Genomic DNA, 18,149 nt, shown 5'->3' on the forward strand with positions numbered 1-18,149 from the left:
TTATTAAGTTTTCTATAAAACAACTTGCTTTATAAACTCATCACTTTCTATGATCCCGTCACGCAGAATAACATTTCTCTTCGTCTGCGCAGCTACATCAGGTTCGTGCGTTACAACAATGATTGTTTTTCCCTCATTATTAATATCCTGAAGAAGTTTCATAATATCGTGCGTCGTTTTAGAATCTAAAGCTCCAGTGGGTTCATCCGCCAAAACGACTTTTGGATTTGTGATTAAAGCTCTCGCAATAGCAACTCTTTGCTTTTGTCCTCCGGAAAGCTCATTCGGAAGATGATTTGCCCATTGAGCCAAACCTACTTTCTCCAAATATTCCATAGCTTTCTGATTTCTCTCTTTTCTCGATACATTCTGATAGTATAAAGGAAGTGCCACATTATCCAATGCAGTTTTATAGCCGATCAGATTAAAAGACTGAAAAATAAATCCTAAAAACTTACTTCTGTATTCTGCAGCTTTCACTTCAGACAGGTGTTCAATAGGAACACCATCCAGTTCATAAGTTCCCGAATCTTTTTCGTCCAAAATACCAATAATATTAAGAAGAGTAGACTTTCCCGAACCCGAGCTTCCCATGATAGAAACAAATTCTCCTTCATCAATATTCAGATTGATCCCCTTGAGAACGTGCAGTTTACTCTTACCTGTATCGTATGATTTATGTAAATTCTGAATTACTAACATTAAGTGATTTCATTTAGTTTTCTTATAAGTAGAAGATATTTTTATTTTGTTACAAGAATTACAATTAATTAAAATATTTAGTTGTTTAATACTTATATAATTTAAAATCAATATTTTAAATTAAAATGTTTAATTAAAAACATGCTAAATCATTTAATTTTTAAAGCTAAGTATCTCGAAACCAATGATAGAGCAGGTTCCTAACAAATGTGGAAAACTTTTAGCTTTAAAATTCAAACATTTAAGCTTTTCCCCTTTCAAAATAGATTACCGTTTTCTAACTTTGTGCTTCGCAGGTCACAAGAGATGAAGGGAAAATTCAGGTGGATAAGTTTATTAAACAACCATTTGAAAATCAATCCATTATTTATTTCTTGAATGTTATTCACACGGATCGTTTTTTGTAAAATTTTAAAGACATTATTTTAATATGGGAATTTTTGATAAAAGAGTAAGTTATAAACCATTTGAATATCCGGAGGTTCTTCAATTCGTAGAAGCGATCAACAAATCGTTTTGGGTGCATTCGGAAGTAGACTTTACTGCAGATGTTCAGGATTTTCATTCACAACTTGAACCTCATGAAAAACATGCAGTAAAAAATGCATTGCTGGCCATTGCACAGATCGAGGTATCAGTAAAGACATTCTGGGGAAATCTGTACAATCATCTACCAAAGCCTGAACTAAATGGCTTGGGAGCGACTTTTGCAGAATGTGAATTCCGACATTCAGAAGCGTATTCAAGACTTTTGGAAGTTTTAGGGTATAATGAAGAATTTTCAAACGTGGTAGAAATTCCAGCTGTAAAAAAGAGAATTGATTTCTTATCGAATGTTTTGAAACACGCCAATTCTGCAACGCCTAAAGAATATGTGTCTTCTCTTTTATTATTCAGTATTCTGATTGAAAACGTTTCGCTTTTCTCTCAGTTTGCTATTATCCTTTCTTTCACAAGATTTAAAGGATATATGAAAAACGTTTCCAATATCATTGCCTGGACTTCCGTTGACGAGCAGATTCACGCGAATGCAGGAATTTACTTAATCAATAAAATCCGTGAAGAGCAACCTGGTTTATTAACCGATTCAGATATCGAAGACATCTATACTTTGGTTGATCAGTCTGTAGAACTGGAAGGTGAAATCCTTGACTGGATTTTTGAATTGGGCGAGTTAAGCGTTTTTTCAAAAGAAGATCTTCTAAACTTCATGAAATATCGTGTTGACGACAGTTTAAAGAAAATCAACATGAATACAAAATACAACGTTTCTCCGGAACAATACAGACCGATGGTTTGGTTCGAAGAAGAAGTATTCGCTAACTCTATGGATGATTTCTTTGCAAAAAGACCGGTAGATTACACGAAGCACGATAAGAGTATTACTGCAAACGATCTTTTCTAAGATTGAATTGAAAAGCGCGAGCGAAGCGAACGTCAAAGCAGTTAGTATTAGTAATGTCATTCTGAACGAAGTCGAAAAGATCCTTGTTCCTAGAAATGATAAATACCAATCAGCACAAAACACAAAAACATGATCAATGTAATGGTAACCTATACCGTAAAGCCGGAATTCGTTTCAGAAAACAAAGCGAATATTCAGAAGTTTTTGGATGATTTTAAAAAATTAGATCCAGCTGCTTTTGAGTATAAAGTATATCTGAAAGAAGATGGTGTTACATTTTTACATTCTTCAAACTACATCAATGAAGAGGTACAACATGAGGTTTTGAATGTTCCTTCTTTTAAAGAATTTCAAAGATTAAGAGATGAAAGCGGATTGAACGGTTCGCATAAAGTAGAAATTTTACAATCAATATAAAAAGCAACAAAATTCCTGAGCGTATAAAAGCATTCAGGAATTCGAAAATATAAAGACTATGGAAGAACAAAACGCAAATATATGGTGGCTCAATGAAGAGTCTGAGCAAATGCTAAACAGAGGCTATTTGCTGAAAGGTGAAACTGTGGAAGGGGCCATCGACAGAATTACTACTGCTGCTGCAAAAAGATTATATAAGCCTGAACTTCAGCCGGCATTCAAAGAAATGATCACAAAAGGATGGATCAGCTTCTCTTCACCGGTTTGGGCCAATATGGGAACACAGAGAGGTCTTCCTATTTCGTGTTTTAACGTTCACATCCCGGACAGCATTGAAGGAATCACGCATAAAATGGGTGAAGTAATCATGCAGACAAAAATCGGAGGCGGAACTTCAGGATACTTCGGAGAACTTCGTAACAGAGGAACTGCCGTAACAGATAACGGAAAATCTTCAGGAGCGGTTTCTTTCATGAAATTGTTTGATACAGCAATGGACGTTGTTTCTCAGGGAGGTGTAAGAAGAGGCGCTTTTGCAGCTTATCTTGATATTGACCACGGAGATATTGAAGAATTTCTATCCATTAAAGACATCGGAAGCCCAATCCAGAACCTGTTTACAGGAATTTGTGTTCCTGATTACTGGATGCAGGATATGATCGATGGAGACATGGAAAAACGTAAAATCTGGGCAAGAGTGTTGGAAAGCCGTCAACAAAAAGGACTTCCTTACATCTTCTTCACCGATAACGTGAACAGAAATAAACCACAGGTCTATAAAGACTTAGGATTACCTGTAAATGCAAGTAACCTTTGCTCTGAAATCATGCTTCCTTCTTCTATGGAGGAGTCTTTCATCTGCTGTTTATCATCCATGAACTTAGAATTGTATGATGAGTGGAAAGACACAGATGCAGTAAAATTGGCCATCTATTTCCTTGATGCGGTTTTATCAGAATTTATCGACAAAACAGAAGGTAATTATTATCTTCAGGGAGCAAGAAACTTCGCAATGCGTCACAGAGCACTTGGATTGGGAGTTTTAGGATACCATTCTTACCTACAGAAAAATATGATTCCGTTTGAAAGTTTTGAGGCAACTCAGTTCAACGCAAGAGCTTTCAGACATATTAAAGAACAGGCTGAACAGGCATCAAGAGAATTGGCGAACATCTACGGAGAGCCGGAATTACTGAAAGGTTACGGATTGAGAAATACCACAACCATGGCGATTGCTCCTACCACTTCAAGTTCTGCGATCTTAGGACAAACTTCTCCGGGAATTGAGCCGTTTGCTTCCAACTATTATAAAGCGGGGCTTGCTAAAGGAAACTTTATGCGTAAGAATAAGTATTTAGCAAGATTACTGGAAGAGAAAGGTCTTGACAACGAAGAAACATGGAGAACCATCATGTTGAATCACGGATCTGTTCAGCATTTGAAAGAATTGACCGACGAAGAAAAAGCTGTATTTAAAACCTTTAAAGAAATCTCTCCAATGGAGATCATTTCTCAGGCTGCACAGAGACAGCAATATATTGACCAGGCTCAATCATTGAACTTACAGATTCCTTCCACCATGCCTGTAAAAGATGTAAACTACCTTTACATCGAAGCATGGAAAAAAGGAGTGAAAACATTATACTATCAAAGAAGTTCTTCAGTTTCTAAAGAACTGATGGTAAACTTTGTTACCTGCTCAGCTTGTGAAGCATAGCAAATAATAAACAATTGAAAAACTAGGGAACCGCAGAATATTCTGCGGTTTTTATTTTCACAAAAAGTAAAATAAACTTTACATTTTGTAAAATATTTATTACATTTGGATAACCAAAAATAGATTATGAAAAATACATTAAAACTTTTCCCGAACCGTTTCAAAAAAATAGGATGGTTTATTTTTATTCCTTCTTTAATTATGGGAATATTAACGCTGACAAATCTTTTCGCTTTTCCTGAAATTTCTTTACCTGTTTTTTACAATTCAGGATTTCCCCTAAGCAATGAAAAGTCCGGATTCTTTACAAAAGCGGAGATCGATCTCTTTCCGAATATTTTTGGAATACTCATCATTATAGGAGGAATATTAATCGGATTCTCAAAAGAAAAAATTGAAGATGAGTATATTTCAGGTTTAAGGTTAAAATCTGTATTCTGGAGCTTAGCAGTGACCTACTCTCTTATTTTACTCTTATTTCTGACCGTATTCGGGATCGCATTTTTTACCGTAATGATTCTTATTATATTTTTACCACTGATTCTGTATGTTTTCAGATTTAATTATGTATTGCTTAAACAATGAAAAATACGATTAAAATAGAAAGAGCGGTAAAAAATATTACTCAGGAAGACCTTGCAAAAATAATAGGTGTCTCAAGGCAGACCATCAATGCAATGGAAGCAGGAAAATATATTCCTTCTACAGTTTTAGCCTTAAAAATTGCAAGATATTTCGAAAAAAATGTGGAAAATATCTTTTTACTTGAAGATAATGATTGATTATTATTTCATCTCATCCGAAAAATAAACCATAGAAATTCTATGGTTTTTTGTTTATGATTATCTTTTAACAAACATTTTTTACAGAAAAAAAGAACTAATTCACAAATATTAGAATGAATAAATAACACTATTACCCCCTTAAATTCTTAAATTAGCTATAAACTAAAATGTAATTCTTATGAAATTCGGACAAGTAGAAGACCCCTCAAAAATAGATTTCACTTTACCAAAAGATCACCCCAGAACGAAAGACATTTTGAAGCAAAATAAAAAAGGGCTTGAAAACATCTCAATCGGTTGTGCTAAATGGAACAAAACCGATCTTAAAGGATTTTATCCCAAGGGAACTAAAGACGAGCTTTCTTACTATTCTACGCAATTCAATTCTATTGAGCTGAATGCTACTTTCTACGGAATGCCCACTCCGGAACAGGTAGAAACCTGGAAAGAAAAAACACCGGCAGATTTTAAGTTTTTCCCTAAAATCACCAATACAGTTTCTCACTTTAGAAGATTATTAAATGTTGATGATGTGGTGACACAATTTGCTTCAGCTGTACTGAATTTTGATGAAAAATTGGGAATGGTTTTTCTACAGCTTCATGACAATTTTAAACCAAAAGATTATGAAAGACTGGAAAAATTCGTGAATAACTGGCCACAAGAAGTTCCGTTAGCCATAGAATTAAGAAATACAGACTGGTTCAGTGATGAGGAAATTCTGAATAAGACCTGTGACCTTTTTGAGAAAAATAACATAACCAATATCATTGTAGACACAGCCGGAAGAAGAGATATGCTTCACATGAGACTTACTACTCCTAATGCTTTTATCAGATATGTGGGCGCAAATGCAGAGAGCGATTATGAAAGATTGGACGACTGGTTGAAACACCTTACAGAATGGAAAAAAGAAGGACTCCAAAATCTTTATTTCTTCGTCCATCAAAATATTGAAAAAGCCTCTCCTCTTTTATCAGCTTATTTTATCAAAAAAATGAATGAAGAATGGAAAACCGAGCTTAAAGTACCTCAAATGGCTACCGAAAGCATGCAAACTTTATTTTAATAGCCAACGAAAAATTTATTAAAACAACATTATCAATAAAAAATATCTAAAAATACCCTCCTAAAAACACAAAAAAACACATCGAAAAGCACAAAAAATCAATACTTTAAAATATTTTTTAATATTTTATAAAATTCACTATATTGTGACAGATTAAATCACACTATGGTAGAGTAATTAATAAAACTAAAATAATGGAAAAAGAAATTTGTACCATCACCCTCACAGGCGACCAGGCGGAACAGTATACATTCTACAATGACAATACAATAAAAAAAGTAGAAAATAATGATACTAGTCCATTAATTGAATGGGTTACCCCCAATCAGATCAACAAACATAATAAAGACAGAATCATCAGAAGCTGTCCGGAAGATGTGAAAGAAATCGTAATGCAAATATTAGATTATCCTTAACAGGATAATCTAATTTATTTTTTTCTTACGAATAAAGAAAGATTTAAAAACAGAAGCAGGAGATTTAGTGTGATGAGAACTCCAAGTTTGGTGTTCTCCTGATTATAGGCCTCTATTTCTTTTTTGGCAATGCCTGAAAGCTTTACACTTTGATTGATGTAATTCTGCACCTCGATCATTTGGTCAATATTTTTATTCGGAACCGAATGCTGAGAAAAATAAACGGCATTCTTTTTACCTAAATATCCGATAATCCAATATTCATCAGAATTTTTCATTTTCAGGTATTCAACTCTGTAATATTCGGGGCGAATCTTACCCAAGTGCATCACCTCCAACGCATCATTTTTATTGTTATTAACATTTAAAACATAAAAGTCCAGCGGTTGGGGAAGCTTATTGATCAGCTGTAAAGCAACGGCATTCTGCACAATACCAATTGAACTTTTTTTAATAAACCAATATGTAAAAAGAGAAATGGAAAAAACCAATATTACAGCTCTGAAAATCTTTGCCCACCCAAATTTTACCTTCGATAAAAGAAGCGAGATGATCAAAGTAATCAATATGATAAAAAGAAGATACCCCATATTACAAAGATAGTCAATTAAGAAATCATCTAATCAACATTCCATTCTTTATAAAACTGATCCAGAAAATTCAGCATAAACTCATGTCTTTCCTCTGCTATTTTTTTTCCTTCAGAAGTATTCATCAGGTCTTTCAGCAAAAGAAGCTTTTCGTAGAAATGATTAATCGTTGTGCCATTAGACTTCTTATATTCTTCTTTAGACATATTCAGGCTAGGCTTAATATTCGGATCATACATCGGATTATTTTTAAAACCTCCGAAATTAAACGTTCTGCCTATTCCAATTGCACCGATCGCATCAATTCTGTCAGCATCCTGAACTATTTTAAGCTCAATCGGAAGATTTTTAGGTGCATCTCCCCTGTTTTTAAATGAAATATTTTTGATCACAAATAAAACCTGTTCAATAATATCTTCGGAAGCATTTTCGCTTTCTAAAAACTCACGGGAAATTTTTAAAGCTAACGTTTCATCTCCGTTATGAAACTTAGGATCTGCAATATCATGCAGCAACGCGGAAAGTTCTACCACATCAATATTACACACCTCCTTTTCTGCAATTTTCCTGGAAAGCTTCCACACTCTTTCGATATGAAACCAGTCATGCCCCGCTTCCGCTCCTTCTAATTTTTCTTTTACAAATTTTATCGTGTTTCCAATTAAATTATTCATTTACCAATTCTTCTAAAATAATGTCCCAAAGTTTCCTATTATAGCTTCTAAAAAAATTAATGTGCCCAATTTCTCCTTTTTCCGATTCAGAGATTTTTACGATTCTATAGGTTGGCTTTAGATTCGGATAAGTTTCTTCCAATAAACTTTTTACACCTTTTTCGGTAAGCCATACATCGTCTTCTGCACGGATCACAAATACTTTTTGAGTTAATCTTTTAGAATAGTCCTCTATTTGATCCAACAACCGGTTGGTAGATTTCCTGTTCAAAATTAAGGTTCTCCAGTCATAAGCGCAATTTTTTGGAAGACTTTCTCCCAAGCCAAACCAATTTGCTGGAAAATAGCCAAAAAGCTCCGTAAATAGTGGTTGCGCCACACCAAATCCCAAAAAAGCCTCTACCTTTGTTCGCCATCTTAAATTCCCTACAAAAGCATTCTGAGTTCCTACAAAAACAAATTCATCAAATATCTTAGTATCCCGGTTCATTCCTAAAATCAATGCACCAACAGAATGTCCTAAACAATATTTTTTATAGGTCGGGAAATTCTCCTGTATATAATGGGTAAGTGTTTTAAAATCCTTTGTCCCCCAAGTTCTCATGGAAGCTTTAAAATTCTTCATCTTTAAAGGTTTTGAGAGACCAATTCCTGCATAATCATAGGTAATGACCGTAAACCCATGTTCTGCGAAAAAGTGAGCAAATGAAAAATAGATCTGCTGCTTTACTCCTGTTGCAGAATTAATCAGCAAAACTCTATGATTACTTCTTTTGGGAATAAAAATATGAACTACCAGATCTACATTATCTTCAGTTTTAAGAATAATTTTTTCCATAAAACAATAAAAAGTCCACTTCAAAAATGGACTTTTTATTTTAAAATATTTTATCTGAAAACTTTATTTCAGTATGCGGTAAATAGTTATTTAAATTGATTAACTCACAAGTACTTCTATAAACTCGGTTACAATTTTCACCGGTTCACCATTTTTGTTGTAAGCTATGTAGCTCGCATAAAATCCTTCTCCATAGCCGGTTTCAAAAGCAAAAATAGTCCCCGGATGTTCTTCTGAAGGCTTCAGAAATGCATACTGATCGATCGCACCGTTTTCATCAAAGAAATATTCATGGAAAAACTCTTCATAAATTCCCATGAAGTCTACTCCTTTGCTTTTGTACAATTTTTGTTCGAGCTCATTAAGGCTGTTTTGGGTATCAACATCCATAAAACAGCCCATTCCGCTTTCTACAGGATATCCAAAAACTTCTCCTTCAGCTAAATCTTTCACATTTTGTCCGACTGTTGTCGCCATTTTCCATTCAGCAATCTCTGAACCACTGAAAATAATTTCAGCATAGGCTACACAATTACTTTCTCTTTCTTTATGCAACAAGACAGAAAAGTCCCCTTTTGGAAATTCTGTTGAGAAAGGCTGCATATCATTTGTAATCAGAGGATCACAAGACACAAGCTTTCCGCTCGAAAGGTAGATCTTCCCAACCTCGAAGCTTTCCAGTAACGGACTTTCCACGAAGTTTTTAGAGAATAATTTCTGTATATTTTCTAGGTGTGTCATTTTATTTTTTAGGCTAAGATTAAGGTTTAGGCTAAGCTTGAGACTCAACCTTAACCTAAACCTTTAAATTATAAACTTTTCAGCTTCTCTTCTAAAATCGCAATCTTATCAAGAGCATCTTTTTGCTTTTTGCGCTCAACTTCTACAATTTCCGGTTTTGCGTTGGCAACAAACTTTTCGTTTGAAAGTTTTTTATCAACTGAAATTAAGAATCCTTTTAAATATTTCAATTCTTCTTCCGTCTTGATTTTTTCCTCCTCTAAATCTAAGTTTTCACTTAAAGGAATTGAAATTTCCGTTGCACCAACCAGGAATGTAAAACTAGGTTTATCAGTTTTCGTACCAAAATGAATTTCAGAAACGTTTGCTAATTTTTTAATAATAGATTCATTCGCAAATTCTGATGCGTTTGTATAAATTTCAGCAGCTTCTCTTGGGGAAATTCCTTTTGTTTGACGATAGTTTCTAACTCCGGAAATAATTTCAGATGCTGTTTCGAAGTTTTTAATAATATCTTCACTGAATGCTTCTGCTTTTTTCTGCTGGGCAATAATTAAGGCCTCTTCAATACTTCTTTCAGAAATTGTTTGCCATAATTCTTCTGTTAAGAATGGCATGAAAGGATGCAGTAATTTCATTAATTCCTCAAAGAAGTAGATTGTTTTATTGTAAACCTCTTTAGAAATGCCTTCTCCATAGTTCGGTTTAATAGCTTCCAGATACCAAGCACAGAAATCATCCCAGATCAGTTTATAAATCAAATGTAAGGCATCAGAAATTCTGAACTTTTCAAACTGATCATTAATTTCAACAATCGTTTTATTCAATTTATTTTCAAACCATTCGATTGTCTGAATTTCCGTTGTGTTGGCAGGCTTATCTTCATGATTCCACATATTGATCAAACGGAATGCACTCCAGATCTTTGTCATAAAGTTTCTTCCCTGAAGCATCAGATCTTCATCAAAAAGAAGGTCATTTCCAGCTGCAGAGCTTAATAAAATTCCTACACGAACTCCATCCGCTCCATATTTGTCCATCAGTTCCAACGGATCCGGTGAATTTCCTAAAGATTTTGACATCTTTCTTCTCTGCTTATCTCTTACAATTCCTGTGAAATAAACATTTTTGAAGGGAACTTCTTTTCTGTATTCCAATCCTGCCATGATCATTCTTGCTACCCAGAAGAAGATAATATCCGGACCTGTTACCAAATCAGATGTTGGATAGTAATAATTGATATCTTTATTTTCAGGATCAAGTAATCCATCAAACACTGACATTGGCCATAACCAAGATGAAAACCATGTATCAAGAGCGTCTTCGTCTTGTCTTAAGTCATCAAGATCAGCAATAATTCCTTTTTGTTCTTCTAAAACCACAAGAGCCTGATATTTATCTTCCGCAACTACAAAATCATTTTCTCCGTCACCATAATAATAGGCAGGAATTTGCTGTCCCCACCAAAGCTGACGAGAAATATTCCAGTCACAGATGTTTTCCATCCAGTGTTTGTAGGTATTTTTAAACTTTTCAGGATAGAATTTAACCTCATCATCCATTACAACATCCAAAGCCGGTTTTGCAATTTCAGACATTTTTAAGAACCACTGAACGGAAACTTTAGGTTCGATCACCGCTCCTGTTCTTTCAGAAGTTCCAACTTTATTTACATAATCTTCTGCCTTTAATAAAAGATCTTTTTCTTCTAATTCTTTCGCGATCTGTTTTCTTACTTCAAATCTGTTTTTCCCGGCATAATGTAAACCATAATCATTCAGATTTCCATCATCATCCAAAGCATCAATCATTTGGAGATTATGTTTTTGTCCGATTTCGTAGTCGTTGATATCGTGAGCCGGGGTAATTTTCAAAGCACCTGTTCCGAATTCAATGTCAACATATTCGTCTTCGATGATAGGAATCACTCTGTCAACGATCGGTACGATTACTTTTTTACCTTTTAAATGAGCATATCGCTCATCATTTGGATTGATACAAACCGCAGTATCCCCGAAAATTGTTTCCGGACGTGTTGTAGCTACCGAAAGGAATTCTTCCGAACCTTCGATCTTATATTTAAGGAAATAAAGTTTTCCGTTTTGCTCTTTAAAGATTACCTCTTCATCTGAGATATTGGTTTTCGCTTCAGGGTCCCAGTTTACCATTCTGTAGCCACGATAAATCAATCCTTTATTGTATAGATCAACAAAAGATTTGATAACCTGCTGAGAAAGTTTAGGCTCCATGGTAAAACGGGTTCTGTCCCAATCGCAAGAGCAACCTAGTTTTTTCAACTGCTCAAGGATCGTTCCTCCGTATTTATCTGTCCAGTCCCAAGCGTGTTTCAAAAATTCTTCACGGGTAATATCAGACTTGCTGACCCCTTCTGATTTCAATTTAGCAACAACTTTAGCTTCAGTAGCAATGGAAGCGTGATCTGTTCCCGGAATCCAACAAGCATTGAAGCCCTGCATTCTTGCACGACGGACCAGAACATCTTGAATGGTATTGTTCAGCATATGCCCCATGTGTAAGATCCCCGTAACATTTGGCGGAGGAATTACAACAGTGTAAGGCGGCTTGTCATTCGGCTCTGAATGGAAGCATTTGTTTTCCAACCAGTAATTGTACCACTTTTGTTCTGTTTCCTGTGGATTGTACTTTTCTGAAATCTGCATAAATTCTATTACTTTAATTTACAATTTGCAAAAATAGTCTAAAGAAAAAAAATTTTAAGTATGAATTAAAATAATTTTTAACTTTGTTTCTTAATATTTATCTAAACAAACGTATTAACATTCAAGAATATGAAAAAATTAATTGCAGGAATTGCATTATTCGGGACATTTGCTGTTGCATCTGCACAGAGCATTACTTTCGACACTACAACATTTGATTATGGTGCTATTAAACCGGGAGCTGATGGAACAAGATTTTTTAATGTAACGAATACAGGAGATAAGCCTTTGATTATTTCAAACGTAAAACCATCTTGCGGATGTACAACTCCTGAATTTAGCACAGATCCTATTCTTCCTGGTAAATCTGCAAAAATTAAAGTTGGATACAACACGGCTAATCCTGGTGCTTTCAACAAAATGATTGAAGTATTTTCTAATGACCCGGTAAACAGCAGAAGCGTAATCTATATTAAAGGTAACGTAGATCCTAATGCTCCCGAGCCAAAACCATTGACTCCTGAAGAGCTAAAAGCAAAAGAAAAGGCTGAGAAGAAAGCTGCTAAGATAGCTGCCAAAGAAGCTAAAAAAGCTGCAGCAGCAAAATAAATCTCTACTCAAAAAAATTAAAACCGTCTCAATTGAGACGGTTTTTTTATTACATTTATACTACGTTTACTTACTAAATTTTAAACACATACAATATATGGATAAAGATTTTTCAGACAATTTTCTCATCAAAGGAAGTTTTTCTATAAAAAAAGCTTCAACTCAATATAAAGGGAAACTTACCAAAGAGGAAGGAGAAATTCTTCTGGTTCAGGAAAAAGAAAAGCTTCGCGAACTGCAGGAAAAATTGTATTCGGATGGCAGCCAATCTCTTCTCGTTGTGCTGCAGGCCATGGATGCCGCAGGAAAAGACAGTTTAGTAGAACATGTTTTCGGAGGAGTGAATCCGCAAGGCTGTAATGTGACAAGTTTTAAAACTCCAAGCTCAAAAGAGTATTCCCACGATTTTTTATGGAGACATTATTTAGCATTACCACAAAAAGGGATGATCGGGATTTTCAACCGCTCACATTATGAAAGTGTTTTGGTATGCAAGGTACACCCTGAATATAATCTAAGTGAAAAAACCTGGAAATCGGTCAAAGATTTTGATAAAAAATTCTGGGAAAACCGCTATGAAAGTATCCGAAATTTTGAAAAACATCTTTCTCAAAACGGGACCACTATTGTAAAAATATTTTTAAATGTTTCCAAAGATGAACAAAAGAAAAGATTCCTGGACAGGATTAATGAACAGGAAAAAAACTGGAAATTTTCTATGGGTGACCTTCCGGAACGGGCATTATTTGATCAGTATATGAACTGTTATGAACAGGCTATCAACGAAACGTCAAAGGATTATGCACCATGGTATGTTTTGCCGGCAGATGATAAATGGTTTGCAAGAGTCGCTGCTATCCAGATCATTATTGATACTATGGAAAAAATGAATTTAAAATACCCCCAACTTTCGGAAAAAAATAAACAGGAACTGAAAGATGCAAAAAAACAATTGGAAAATGAATAAACATTAAAAAGCTTTCAATAACTGATTATAATAGTCTTTTGATTAAAAAATACACCTAAAAGTGAATAATTTCATTTTGGTGTATTTTTTTTATTTATATTTATAACACTAAATTATTAAACTTTAAACATGAAAAAACATTTATTGTTATCAGCCTTTCTAATATTAGGCTTAACATCTTGCAGTAATGAAAGAGCGGCAATCGACAATGTGGAAAGTATGAAAAGTCCAGAAATGGAAAATTTCAACAAAGCATTGAGAAGTGTAAACCAACCTAAAAACAGACCTACTGCAGAAGAAAGAAAACAACATTCTTTAGAAATGAGCGATTCAAGAAAAGAACTTTTAGTTCCCGCTTCAAAGGATTTAATTCTTTCTACAGGTATTTCTGAAAAAGAAATGATGCGTCAAACCGGAGGTGATAAAACAAAAATAATTGTTTGGGCCAATAAGATTTATTTTGAAAAGAAGAAGCAAATCAATAGAAGTCTGAAGCTTGAAAATTAATTCATTTATTATTTAATCCAAACAAATGTACTCACCATGAAAAAACTAACACTATTTATATTCTTATTCTTAGGAATTTTCGCATTTTCTCAAAGCCACACTTTAGTCATTGTTAATAATACCGGACTTGATGCTGTAGGCAGACTCATCACAGCAAGCCGTACAACTCCAGGAGGACCAGCAATGTTTGCATTTCCTAATCCTCCTTATGGCACATTCACAGTTCCTTCTGGCCAAACTGCAGATTATGATCATTTTGATACAACGGGAGGCTCTTCCGTATCTTTTCCCATTCCCGGCTGGAATATCATCAATAATCCCAATCCTGCATACAACGGACCTCAGGCTTATAACTCTCCTGCAGTAAGTTCAATGACCACATTAAATGAATGGGCAGGGTTTCTTTTTAACTTAGTTGATCCTGCAACAGGAGACTCAATTGATAGTTTTGCAATTGGAAATCCGGCAATTGCTGCCAATGCAAGTTTTGTTGTATACACAAATCAACTTGGAACAAATACCGGAATTCCTGTAGAATGGGCATATGTAGGTTCTATTGTTTACTTATTTATAGGATAATTAAAGACCTTAGATAACAGAAAAGCGGAGATAACCTCTCCGCTTTTCTATTTTTATGCAATTTAAATTTTATCAAAAACACGAGAAAATCTATAAGCCGGATTTTGTTCTTCAAAAAGAAGTGCCTGTTATTTATCTGCGTCTTACATTGCTGCAAAACTTTAGCTGATTACCCCTCGGCTTTCAGAGCGAGCAACCCCTATTTTCATTACTGAAAAGAACCGATATACTTATCATTGCACCACAAAGAGTTTACCTGATTTCACTACAGCCGAACTGTACATCCTTTCTGTTGCACTTGTCCTACCCTCGCGGGTGACGGATGTTATCCGCTTTGCTGCTCTATGGTGTCCGGACTTTCCTACCCTTACCTAAGTAAGAATCAACAAGCCGATTTTCTCGTGGCTGCAAAGATAGATAATTTGAAAATGTAGCAGTGTGATAATTTGAAAATTTTCAATTCGCATGAAGATTTATTATTCCTGTTTCACATGATTCATTCATTTTCAAATTACTTAATTTTTAAATTCTCAAATTATATCATATATTCGTGCAACTAAACAACACATCCTCATTGGGTTCAAAAGAAAAAGAATTTGCACAGCTTATTAAAGATAATCAGGGATTGATTATCAAAGTTTCGCGTCTTTATACCAATTCTCTTGAGGATGAGGAAGATCTTTTCCAGGAGATCGTCTTACAGCTTTGGAGAAGCTACGGTTCCTTTAAAGGAAATTCTAAAATTTCTACCTGGATGTATCGTGTAGCTTTAAACACAGCCATTACGCTTTTCAGAAAAAAAAGCAAAAGCCCGCTTACGAACGAACTAGATATTAATCACAAAGATTTTGTAGAGGATGACGATGAGAAACAGCAGCAAATTTCTCTTTTGTACACTGTGATTAAAACCCTTCCCAATATAGAGAGAGCCATCGTCATGATGTATCTGGATGATTTGCCTTATAAGGATATTGCAGAGAACCTCGGGATCACCGAAGTCAATGCGCGTGTGAAAATGAACAGATTAAAGAAAACCCTTAAAGAAAAGATGGAAAAACATGCCTGAATTTGATTTAGACAGCTTTAAGAAAACATGGCAAGAACAGCCTGTTCAAGAAAAATACGACAACACTGAGATTCTTCAGATGCTGAACAGAAAATCACGTAACTACGTTAAATATATTTTCTGGATCAGTGTTGTAGAGTTATTATTCTTTTCCGGAATAGGGTTATTTTACATCATAAAAGGTGATGAGTCTAATAGTTTTTTAAAACTTCTGGAGAGATTGGGAGCACAAAAAACCCCTGAAATCATTGCCAATTTTGACACCATTTATTTGGCTATAAAGGTTCTAAGTTTGCTCGTTACAGCCTATTTTGTCTTTAAATTCTATCAAAATTATCATAAGATAAAAATCGAGGAAAACTTAAAAGGTCTTATCACCCGTATCATTAAGTTTAAGAAAACTGTAAATGCTTTTATTTTAATAAGCATTGCCATATTACTTGTTTTTATTCTGACATTTACAGCATTTATTTTTTACGCACTGAATTCCCAAAACATAGAACCTAAAGGTTCAGACCTTATGATCGTTATTGCCATAATTATAGTTAGTACAGCATTATGTGTGTTGCTTATCTGGCTGTATTACAAACTTGTTTATGGAATCATCATCAGAAAACTGGATAAGAACTTAAAACAGTTGAAAGAAATAGATTCTCAGGAAATTTAATTCACCCATCCGTTCCAAGATAAAGATATAATTGTTAATTTTATTTTATCAAATCTTAATCTATGCCTTTATCTTACGTTCATGGAGCTTCTGATATTCCATTGTTGGGACAAACTATTGGAGCCAATCTAAAAAATACCGTAGAAAAATTTCCACATCAAGAAGCACTGATTTGTGTGCATCAAAATTACCGTGCCACTTATCAGGAATTTTATAATCAAACCACTGCTGTTGCAAAAGCTCTTATATTTTTGGGAGCAAAAGCTGGCGATAGAATCGGAATCTGGTCTACCAACCGTTACGAATGGGTTCTTTTACAATATGCCACAGCTAGAATCGGTGCTATTTTAGTGAATATAAATCCTGCATACAGAACCAGTGAGTTGATCTTTGTGATCAATCAGTCCGAAATGTCACACCTTTTCTCTTCCTTAGCTTTTAAATCAAGTGACTATAAAGCAATGATTACCGATGCAAGAGAATTCTGCCCTACTTTAAAATCAGAAATTTTCTTTGATGATAATTGGGAATATTTTTTAAATAACGGACAGGATATTTCTGACGATGTGCTACATAGCTATGAAGAACATGTTCAATTTGATGATCCGGTAAACATTCAATATACATCAGGAACAACCGGATTTCCTAAAGGCGTAACGCTTTCCCATCATAATATTTTAAATAACGGATATTTTATCGGAATACGATTAAAATATACACAAAATGACAGAGTTTGTATTCCCGTTCCATTTTACCACTGCTTCGGAATGGTGATCGGAAATATATGCTGTACTTCTCACGGAGCCTGTATGGTGATTCCTAACGACAGCTTTGATCCGGATATTACACTGAAAGTGGTTTCGGATGAAAAATGCACCTCTTTATATGGAGTTCCTACCATGTTTATCGCTGAATTGGCTGTAAAAGATTTTGATACTTTTGATTTTTCGAGCTTAAGAACTGGGGTAATGGCTGGTTCTGTCTGTCCGCCTGAAATCATGAAAAAAGTGGAAAGCCTCATGAATATTAAAGAAATGAGCATCTGCTATGGAATGACGGAAACCTCTCCTGTTTCTACCCAGACTTTAATTGGAACCCCTTTTGAAAAGCAGGTAAATACCGTAGGAACTGTTCAGGATCATTTAGAAATAAAAATCATTGATGAAAACGGCAAAATCCTTAAACGCGGCGAACATGGAGAGCTATGCACAAGAGGATATTCTGTTATGCTGAAATACTGGAACGATCCTGAAAACACTAAAAAAGTTATTGATGACGGCAGATGGATGCATACAGGAGATATGGCCGTAATGGATGAAGAAGGCTACGTTACCATTTCCGGAAGAATTAAAGATCTGATTATCCGTGGCGGAGAAAATATTTCCCCAAAAGAAATCGAAGATTTTTTATACACCTATCCTAATATTTTAGATGTTCAGATCATTGGAGTACCCAGTGAAAAATTTGGAGAAGAAGTTATGGCCTGGGTAAAAGTAAGAAAAGGCTTCAATGTAACAGAAGAAGAACTTTTAAATTATTGCAAAGGAAGAATTGCCCATTATAAAGTTCCAAAATACTGGAAGTTTGTAGAAGAATTCCCGATGACGATCTCAGGAAAGATAAGAAAAATAGAGATGCGGGAAGTCTCTGTGAAAGAACTTGGCCTGGAACATATAAAAGAATAATCCGTAAATAAAAAAAGCATTTCAGATTGAAATG

20 protein-coding genes and 1 other RNA gene are annotated in these 18,149 nt (G+C 34.8%); 14 read left to right on the forward strand and 7 right to left on the reverse strand.

The features are described from left to right. Positions 1-12: 12 nt before the first annotated feature. Positions 13-702, reverse strand: a complete 690-nt coding sequence (locus tag CLV73_RS09175) for an ABC transporter ATP-binding protein (RefSeq protein WP_100376532.1) — start codon at positions 700-702, stop codon at positions 13-15. Positions 703-1,132: 430 nt separating this feature from the next. Here CLV73_RS09175 and CLV73_RS09180 point away from each other — a divergent pair, with 430 nt between their 5' ends. From CLV73_RS09180 to CLV73_RS09210, 7 genes are all read left to right on the forward strand, one after another. Then, complete coding sequence (locus tag CLV73_RS09180) at positions 1,133-2,107, forward strand: ribonucleotide-diphosphate reductase subunit beta (RefSeq protein WP_100376533.1); 975 nt, start codon at positions 1,133-1,135, stop codon at positions 2,105-2,107. 129 nt (positions 2,108-2,236) lie between these two features. Beyond that, the gene (locus CLV73_RS09185; RefSeq protein ID WP_100376534.1) at positions 2,237-2,524 is read left to right on the forward strand and encodes a hypothetical protein; all 288 of its coding nucleotides are present in this window, start codon (positions 2,237-2,239) and stop codon (positions 2,522-2,524) included. Positions 2,525-2,573: 49 nt separating this feature from the next. After that, positions 2,574-4,241: a ribonucleoside-diphosphate reductase subunit alpha gene (locus CLV73_RS09190; protein WP_262496332.1), complete on the forward strand. Its 1,668-nt coding sequence runs from the start codon at positions 2,574-2,576 to the stop codon at positions 4,239-4,241. Positions 4,242-4,367: 126 nt separating this feature from the next. Further along, positions 4,368-4,826 (forward strand): hypothetical protein, encoded by a 459-nt coding sequence (locus tag CLV73_RS09195; protein ID WP_100376536.1) that lies wholly within the window; start codon positions 4,368-4,370, stop codon positions 4,824-4,826. Next, a complete protein-coding gene (locus tag CLV73_RS09200) occupies positions 4,823-5,023 on the forward strand; it encodes a helix-turn-helix transcriptional regulator (protein WP_100376537.1) in 201 nt (66 codons plus the stop codon). The genes CLV73_RS09195 and CLV73_RS09200 overlap by 4 nt, the downstream gene beginning before the upstream one ends. A 181-nt stretch (positions 5,024-5,204) precedes the next feature. Next, positions 5,205-6,095, forward strand: coding sequence for a DUF72 domain-containing protein (locus CLV73_RS09205; protein WP_100376538.1), 891 nt, complete (start codon positions 5,205-5,207; stop codon positions 6,093-6,095). 194 nt (positions 6,096-6,289) lie between these two features. Further along, positions 6,290-6,511, forward strand: a complete 222-nt coding sequence (locus CLV73_RS09210) for a hypothetical protein (RefSeq protein ID WP_100376539.1) — start codon at positions 6,290-6,292, stop codon at positions 6,509-6,511. A gap of 14 nt (positions 6,512-6,525) precedes the next feature. On the opposite strand, the gene CLV73_RS09215 is transcribed toward CLV73_RS09210, so the two are convergent. The 5 genes from CLV73_RS09215 to CLV73_RS09235 form a co-directional block, all read right to left on the reverse strand. After that, entirely contained in the window at positions 6,526-6,942 is a 417-nt protein-coding gene (locus CLV73_RS09215) for a hypothetical protein (RefSeq protein WP_228424301.1), read from the reverse strand. Between the two features lie 188 nt (positions 6,943-7,130). Then, entirely contained in the window at positions 7,131-7,775 is a 645-nt protein-coding gene (locus CLV73_RS09220) for an HD domain-containing protein (RefSeq protein ID WP_100376541.1), read from the reverse strand. Further along, complete coding sequence (locus tag CLV73_RS09225) at positions 7,768-8,613, reverse strand: alpha/beta hydrolase family protein (protein WP_100376542.1); 846 nt, start codon at positions 8,611-8,613, stop codon at positions 7,768-7,770. The genes CLV73_RS09220 and CLV73_RS09225 overlap by 8 nt, the downstream gene beginning before the upstream one ends. Positions 8,614-8,712: 99 nt before the next feature. Further along, entirely contained in the window at positions 8,713-9,354 is a 642-nt protein-coding gene (locus CLV73_RS09230) for a DUF4241 domain-containing protein (RefSeq protein ID WP_100376543.1), read from the reverse strand. Between the two features lie 68 nt (positions 9,355-9,422). After that, positions 9,423-12,035, reverse strand: coding sequence for a valine--tRNA ligase (locus CLV73_RS09235; protein ID WP_100376544.1), 2,613 nt, complete (start codon positions 12,033-12,035; stop codon positions 9,423-9,425). Positions 12,036-12,164: 129 nt separating this feature from the next. Between CLV73_RS09235 and CLV73_RS09240 the strand changes: the two genes are divergently transcribed. The 4 genes from CLV73_RS09240 to CLV73_RS09255 all read left to right on the forward strand — a co-directional run bounded on the left by CLV73_RS09240 (position 12,165) and on the right by CLV73_RS09255 (position 14,697). Further along, the gene (locus CLV73_RS09240; protein ID WP_100376545.1) at positions 12,165-12,644 is read left to right on the forward strand and encodes a DUF1573 domain-containing protein; all 480 of its coding nucleotides are present in this window, start codon (positions 12,165-12,167) and stop codon (positions 12,642-12,644) included. A gap of 97 nt (positions 12,645-12,741) precedes the next feature. Beyond that, positions 12,742-13,611, forward strand: coding sequence for a polyphosphate kinase 2 family protein (locus tag CLV73_RS09245; RefSeq protein WP_100376546.1), 870 nt, complete (start codon positions 12,742-12,744; stop codon positions 13,609-13,611). Between the two features lie 129 nt (positions 13,612-13,740). Further along, positions 13,741-14,118 carry a hypothetical protein gene (locus CLV73_RS09250; protein WP_100376547.1) on the forward strand — a complete coding sequence of 126 codons (378 nt, stop codon included), beginning with the start codon at positions 13,741-13,743 and terminating at the stop codon, positions 14,116-14,118. A 36-nt stretch (positions 14,119-14,154) separates the two neighbouring features. Further along, positions 14,155-14,697 (forward strand): hypothetical protein, encoded by a 543-nt coding sequence (locus tag CLV73_RS09255; RefSeq protein WP_100376548.1) that lies wholly within the window; start codon positions 14,155-14,157, stop codon positions 14,695-14,697. 77 nt (positions 14,698-14,774) lie between these two features. Here the strand turns inward: CLV73_RS09255 and rnpB are convergent. Beyond that, positions 14,775-15,099, reverse strand: an RNA gene (rnpB, locus tag CLV73_RS09260) — RNase P RNA component class A. A gap of 172 nt (positions 15,100-15,271) precedes the next feature. Here rnpB and CLV73_RS09265 point away from each other — a divergent pair. From CLV73_RS09265 to CLV73_RS09275, 3 genes are all read left to right on the forward strand, one after another. Then, positions 15,272-15,763 (forward strand): RNA polymerase sigma factor, encoded by a 492-nt coding sequence (locus tag CLV73_RS09265; RefSeq protein ID WP_039367723.1) that lies wholly within the window; start codon positions 15,272-15,274, stop codon positions 15,761-15,763. Further along, positions 15,756-16,430 carry a beta-carotene 15,15'-monooxygenase gene (locus tag CLV73_RS09270; protein ID WP_100376549.1) on the forward strand — a complete coding sequence of 225 codons (675 nt, stop codon included), beginning with the start codon at positions 15,756-15,758 and terminating at the stop codon, positions 16,428-16,430. Before CLV73_RS09265 ends, CLV73_RS09270 begins: the two co-directional genes overlap by 8 nt. A gap of 62 nt (positions 16,431-16,492) precedes the next feature. Then, the gene (locus CLV73_RS09275; RefSeq protein WP_100376550.1) at positions 16,493-18,115 is read left to right on the forward strand and encodes an AMP-binding protein; all 1,623 of its coding nucleotides are present in this window, start codon (positions 16,493-16,495) and stop codon (positions 18,113-18,115) included. Positions 18,116-18,149: the final 34 nt, after the last annotated feature.

This window comes from Chryseobacterium geocarposphaerae, from assembly GCF_002797535.1.
Lineage (GTDB): Bacteria > Bacteroidota > Bacteroidia > Flavobacteriales > Weeksellaceae > Chryseobacterium > Chryseobacterium geocarposphaerae.

Coding starts and splice junctions, on each gene's coding strand:
- CLV73_RS09175 (WP_100376532.1), bottom strand. CDS start 702: ATGTTAGTAATTCAGAATTTACATAAATCATACGATACAGGTAAGAGT.
- CLV73_RS09180 (WP_100376533.1), top strand. CDS start 1,133: ATGGGAATTTTTGATAAAAGAGTAAGTTATAAACCATTTGAATATCCG.
- CLV73_RS09185 (WP_100376534.1), top strand. CDS start 2,237: ATGATCAATGTAATGGTAACCTATACCGTAAAGCCGGAATTCGTTTCA.
- CLV73_RS09195 (WP_100376536.1), top strand. CDS start 4,368: ATGAAAAATACATTAAAACTTTTCCCGAACCGTTTCAAAAAAATAGGA.
- CLV73_RS09200 (WP_100376537.1), top strand. CDS start 4,823: ATGAAAAATACGATTAAAATAGAAAGAGCGGTAAAAAATATTACTCAG.
- CLV73_RS09205 (WP_100376538.1), top strand. CDS start 5,205: ATGAAATTCGGACAAGTAGAAGACCCCTCAAAAATAGATTTCACTTTA.
- CLV73_RS09210 (WP_100376539.1), top strand. CDS start 6,290: ATGGAAAAAGAAATTTGTACCATCACCCTCACAGGCGACCAGGCGGAA.
- CLV73_RS09220 (WP_100376541.1), bottom strand. CDS start 7,775: ATGAATAATTTAATTGGAAACACGATAAAATTTGTAAAAGAAAAATTA.
- CLV73_RS09225 (WP_100376542.1), bottom strand. CDS start 8,613: ATGGAAAAAATTATTCTTAAAACTGAAGATAATGTAGATCTGGTAGTT.
- CLV73_RS09230 (WP_100376543.1), bottom strand. CDS start 9,354: ATGACACACCTAGAAAATATACAGAAATTATTCTCTAAAAACTTCGTG.
- CLV73_RS09235 (WP_100376544.1), bottom strand. CDS start 12,035: ATGCAGATTTCAGAAAAGTACAATCCACAGGAAACAGAACAAAAGTGG.
- CLV73_RS09240 (WP_100376545.1), top strand. CDS start 12,165: ATGAAAAAATTAATTGCAGGAATTGCATTATTCGGGACATTTGCTGTT.
- CLV73_RS09245 (WP_100376546.1), top strand. CDS start 12,742: ATGGATAAAGATTTTTCAGACAATTTTCTCATCAAAGGAAGTTTTTCT.
- CLV73_RS09250 (WP_100376547.1), top strand. CDS start 13,741: ATGAAAAAACATTTATTGTTATCAGCCTTTCTAATATTAGGCTTAACA.
- CLV73_RS09255 (WP_100376548.1), top strand. CDS start 14,155: ATGAAAAAACTAACACTATTTATATTCTTATTCTTAGGAATTTTCGCA.
- CLV73_RS09270 (WP_100376549.1), top strand. CDS start 15,756: ATGCCTGAATTTGATTTAGACAGCTTTAAGAAAACATGGCAAGAACAG.
- CLV73_RS09275 (WP_100376550.1), top strand. CDS start 16,493: ATGCCTTTATCTTACGTTCATGGAGCTTCTGATATTCCATTGTTGGGA.